Origin of the sequence: Stenotrophomonas sp. (assembly GCF_031995405.1) — a bacterium.
Lineage (GTDB): Bacteria > Pseudomonadota > Gammaproteobacteria > Xanthomonadales > Xanthomonadaceae > Stenotrophomonas.
Window position 1 is genome coordinate 1 of the sequence record NZ_DAMAGC010000184.1, and the last position, 5,206, is coordinate 5,206.

Here is a 5,206-nt window from a genome sequence, read left to right on the forward strand (position 1 = left end):
GTTGCCATCCATGGCAACACACGGTCCTGGGCAAGGCTGCCCGGCCACCTCCGGACAGTGTTCGGCGCTGGCGGGCGGTAGAGCGGTAATGCGCCTGGTAGGGGCGGGTGCCAACCCTCTGCCGGTGTGGTGCCCACGTCCGGTAACGCCGTGCAATGATCGCAGCGGCGGTAGAGCCGGGCCATGCCCGGCTGCTCGTAGCCCACAACGAAGAAGGGACGCCGGCAGCGCCAGCGTCCCTTCCGGGGTCACCCGGTGGGCGCGATGGTCAGATCGCCTTGGCCAGGTCGGCGGCCAGGCCGATGTAGCCGCCCGGGGTCAGTTCGCGCAGGCCCTGCTTGGCATCTTCGGGCAGGTCCAGCGATTCGACGAAGGCCTGCATCGATTCGGCGGTGATGCCCTGGCCGCGGGTGAGGGCCTTGAGCTGCTCGTACGGATTGGGCAGGCCGTACCGGCGCATCACGGTCTGCACGGCTTCGGCGAGCACTTCCCAGGACGCGTTGAGGTCGGCGTCCAGGCGCTCGGGATTGACGGTCAGCTTGCCCAGGCCCTTGGCCAGCGAATCCAGGCCGACCTGGGTGTGGCCGAACGCGGTACCGACCGCGCGCAGTACGGTGGAGTCGGTGAGGTCGCGCTGCCAGCGGCTGATCGGCAGCTTGGCGCTGAAATGCTCGAACAGGGCGTTGGCGATGCCGAAATTGCCTTCGGCGTTTTCAAAGTCGATCGGGTTGACCTTGTGCGGCATGGTCGAGGAGCCGACTTCGCCTTCCTTGAGCTTCTGCTTGAAGTAGCCCAGCGAGATGTAGCCCCAGATGTCGCGGGCCAGGTCGATCAGGATGATGTTGGCGCGGCGCGCGGCATCGCCGATTTCGGCGACGTTGTCATGCGGTTCGATCTGGGTGGTGTACGGGTTGAACACCAGGCCCAGGCTTTCGACGAAGCGCTTGGCGAAGGCCGGCCAGTCCACTGCCGGGTAGGCGATGACATGGGCGTTGTAGTTGCCGACCGCACCGTTGATCTTGCCGGTCAGCTCGACCGCGGCGATCTGGCGACGCTGGCGCTCCAGGCGGGCCACGACATTGGCCACTTCCTTGCCCAGGGTGGTGGGCGAGGCGGTCTGGCCGTGGGTGCGCGAGAGCATCGGCTGGTCGGCCTGGGCGTGGGCGAGGGCGCGCAGGGTGGCGATCACGCCGTCCAGGCTGGGCAGCAGCACGTCGCGACGGGCCTGTTCGAGGATCAGGCCGTAGCTGAGGTTGTTGATGTCTTCGCTGGTGCAGGCGAAATGCACGAACTCCAGCGCCGGGCCCAGCTCGGCGTCGGCCTTGAGCTGTTCCTTGATGAAGTACTCCACGGCCTTGACGTCGTGGTTGGTGGTGCGCTCGATTTCCTTGACCCGCGCGGCGTGGGCCGGGGCGAAGTCATCGGCCAGCGCGCGCAGGCGGGCGGTGGCGGCGGCAGAGAACGGGGCCAGCTCGACGATGCCCGCCTCGTTGGCCAGCGCCAGCAGCCACTCCACTTCGACCTTGACGCGGGCCTTGATCAGGCCGTATTCGGAGAAGATCGGGCGCAGCGCGTCGACCTTGCCGGCGTAGCGGCCATCGAGCGGGGACAGGGCGAGCAGGGCGAATTCGGACATGGCAGGCGCGGGGCTATGACGGCGGGGGCCGTCATTCTACGCTGCCCCGCCCGGCTCGGCCTGTGCCATGCGTACGGTGACGGCCTGGATGCGGTGGCCGGCCATGCGCTTGATGGTGAACTGATGCCCGTCGATCTCCAGCTGCTCGCCCTCTTCGGGCAGGCGCTGGAGCTGGTGGACGATCAGCCCGCCGACCGAATTGAGGTGCTCCGGGGCCTCCAGGTCGTGGCCGAGCAGGCGCTCCAGGCGGAAGATGGAGGTTGAACCGGCCACCAGCAGGCTGCCGTCGGCACCGCGGGTGGGGGCGTCCTTGACGATGTGCGGGTGCTCGTCCTCGATATCCCCGACGACCACTTCCAGCAGGTCCTCCAGGGTGAAGAAGCCCAGGATGCGGCCATGTTCTTCCACGCACAGCGCCAGGTGCGTGGTGCCGGTGCGGAAACGCTCGAGCACGCTGGGCACCGGGGTTTCCAGCGCGATCAGGTTGGCCGGGCGCAGCAGCGCGCGCAGGTCATCGGTGGGGTTGCCGCGCGCGATTTCGACCAGCAGGTCCTTCATGTGCAGGATGCCCAGCACGTCCTCGCCGTCGCGGTCGAACCACGGGTAGCGGCTGTAGCGGCTTTCGGCGAATTCGGCCATCACCTCGGCCAGGGCCATGCCATCGCGGAACGAACGCAGGTGGTCGCGCGGGCGCATCAGGTCGCCGGCGACCAGTTCGGGCAGTTCCAGGGCGTGGCTCATCAGCGTCAGGCCATGGTCCGGCGCGCTGCCGGTGGGCTGCTGGCGGCCGACGATCAGTTTGAGTTCCTCGCGTGAATACCGATGCGAGGTGTGTTCCACATCGCCCCAGCCGGCCAGCCGCAGCAGCGCGTTGGCGCTGTTGTTGAGCAGCCAGATGGCCGGGTACATCGCCCAGTAGAACAGGTAGAGCGGCGCGGCCGTCCACAGCGACATGCGGTCCGGGCGACGGATCGCCATCGACTTGGGCGCCAGTTCGCCCAGCACGATATGCAGGAACGAAATCACGCTGAAGGCGATGATGAAGGAGGTCAGCTGCGAGGCTTCCGCGCTCAGGCCCAGCGCATCGAATACCGGCTGCAGCAGGTGCGCGAAGGCCGGTTCACCCACCCAGCCCAGGCCCAGCGAGGACAGGGTGATGCCCAGCTGGCAGGCCGACAGGTAGGCATCCAGGTGCGAATGCACGTTGAGCAGCAGGCGACCGCGCCAGCCATGGCTTTCGGCCAGGCCCACGGCCTGGGTGTGGCGCAGCTTGACCAGCGCGAACTCGGCGGCCACGAAGAAGCCGTTGAGCACCACCAGCCCGAAGGCCAGCAGCAGGAGCAGCAGATTGCCGATCATCGGCGACCCCGCAGCGTGGCTGCCATGGGCACGGTGACGTGCAGGGCGGTGGATGGCGCGTGCGGCGATGCGTGCGCGGCGGCACGCCAGGAACTACTGCGGGGGTCGTCACCCATGGGGGCGGCAGGCTTTCTGAATGGACACGAATCCCGAGTCTAGCCGATCAATCCCGGTCTTGGGTTTCATCGCGGCTTGGGAGTATCGTGCGCAGAGCCGCCAGCCAGGGAATCAGGCCCGTTGCCAGCCGCAGGTTCCCTTTCCAAACCGAAAGAAACGCGGAGTGATGCAATGAGCAAGGGTTTCAGGATCGAACACGACAGCATGGGTGAGCTGCAGGTGCCCGAGGATGCGTTGTGGGGCGCGCAGACCCAGCGCGCGGTGAACAATTTCCCGGTGTCCGGGCAGCGCATGCCGCGTGGTTTCATCCGCGCGCTGGGCCTGGTCAAGGGTGCGGCCGCAGCAGTCAACGTCGAGTTGGGCCACCTGCCCAAGAACATCGGCAAGGCGATCGAAATCGCCGCCGCCGAAGTCGCCGACGGTGCGCACGACGCGCATTTCCCGATCGATGTGTACCAGACCGGTTCGGGCACGTCCTCGAACATGAATGCCAACGAGGTCATTGCCACGCTGGCCAATCGCGCGGGCAAGGCCGGCAAGGTGGTGGTGCATCCCAATGACCACGTCAACCAGGGACAGAGCTCCAACGATGTGATTCCCACCGCGCTGCGGGTGTCGGCGTTGCTGGGCGTGCAGGAGCAGCTGCTTCCGGCCCTGGCACACCTGCGCAAGACCATCGACAAGCGGGGTCGCGCGCTGCGCAAGGTGGTCAAGACCGGGCGCACGCACCTGATGGATGCGATGCCGCTGACCTTCGAACAGGAGTTCGGCGCATGGTCGGCGCAGCTGGCCTCGGCCGAGGAACGCATCGAAGACAGCCTCAAGCGGCTGCGTCGTCTGCCGCTGGGCGGCACCGCGATCGGGACCGGGATCAATGCCGATCCGCGCTTCGGCGAGCGCGTGGCCAAGCTGCTGAAACAGCAGACCGGGGTCAAGTTCGACAGTGCGGAGAACAAGTTCGAAGGGCTGGCCGCGCAGGATGACGCGGTGGAGCTGTCCGGGCAGCTCAATGCGCTGGCGGTGGCGTTGATCAAGATCGCCAACGACCTGCGCTGGATGAATGCCGGTCCGCTGGCCGGTCTGGGCGAGATTGAACTGCCGGCGCTGCAGCCGGGCAGTTCGATCATGCCGGGCAAGGTCAATCCGGTGATTCCCGAGGCGACGGTGATGGTGTGCGCGCAGGTGATCGGTCACCACACGGCGATCACCGTGGCGGGGCAGACGGGCAACTTCCAGTTGAACGTGACGCTGCCGTTGATCGCGGCCAACCTGCTGGACGGGATCGGGCTGCTGGCGAACATTTCGAGGCTGCTGGCCGATACGGCGATTGCGGGGCTGAAGGTGCGCGAGGATCGGGTGCGCGAGGCGCTGGATCGCAATCCGATCCTGGTAACGGCGTTGAATCCGATCATCGGTTACGAGAAGGCGGCGGCAATCGCCAAGCGTGCCTACAAGGAGCAGCGCCCGGTGCTCGACGTGGCCAAGGAAGACAGCGGTCTGTCCGAAGCGGAGTTGCGCAAGCTGCTGGATCCGGCGGCACTCACCGCAGGCGGCATCCACGCCGGCAGCAGCGGCGGCGGCTGACCGGGGACGTCAGGAAAAAAGACGGGCCGAAAAGGCCCGTTCTTTTTTGGGCTCTCCTGCAAATGCAGGGGAGCGTCTTGTTCCATGGCAGGTGGCGTGCGGCGATGCGCGCGTGGCGGGGGTGGCCGGGGCACGTGTGTAACGGGCGGTCTCCGTTCGGGTGTGCCGCGCGCGTGAGGGCCCCGTAGCGGCCGGTAGGCGCCTGGTGCAAATGTCCCCCGGCCTGCGGCCTCCTCCTTTATTTTGCCCAGGCGCCTACCGACCGCTACGGGGCTCGGCTTGCGGTATACAGACCGAAGTCAGGCTTTTCCTGTGCTAGCCGGTGGGTCGTGTGCTGGGGGCGAATGCTCTTTTTATTTCGCCCAAGGGCCTACCGGCCGCTACCGAGCTCGGTTTGCGATGAGCAGGTGGAAGCCAGGCTTTTCTGGCGCAGGTCGGCGGGTCGGGCGCTGGGCCCCCATGCCCTTGGAGGCGAAATAAAGGGGGAGGTGGCGGCCGCAGGCCGACGCC

The 5,206-nt window shown here is 67.0% G+C and carries 3 protein-coding genes; 1 reads left to right on the forward strand and 2 read right to left on the reverse strand.

What is annotated here, in order from left to right; all coding sequences use genetic code 11:
* Positions 1-268: 268 nt before the first annotated feature.
* Positions 269-1,636, reverse strand: a complete 1,368-nt coding sequence (purB, locus tag RTO53_RS19320; RefSeq protein WP_312239289.1) for an adenylosuccinate lyase — start codon at positions 1,634-1,636, stop codon at positions 269-271.
* Positions 1,637-1,672: 36 nt separating this feature from the next.
* The gene (locus RTO53_RS19325) at positions 1,673-2,995 is read right to left on the reverse strand and encodes a hemolysin family protein (RefSeq protein WP_312239290.1); all 1,323 of its coding nucleotides are present in this window, start codon (positions 2,993-2,995) and stop codon (positions 1,673-1,675) included.
* A 288-nt stretch (positions 2,996-3,283) separates the two neighbouring features.
* Here RTO53_RS19325 and RTO53_RS19330 point away from each other — a divergent pair, with 288 nt between their 5' ends.
* Positions 3,284-4,696: a class II fumarate hydratase gene (locus RTO53_RS19330; RefSeq protein ID WP_312239291.1), complete on the forward strand. Its 1,413-nt coding sequence runs from the start codon at positions 3,284-3,286 to the stop codon at positions 4,694-4,696.
* The last annotated feature ends 510 nt before the right edge of the window (positions 4,697-5,206 follow it).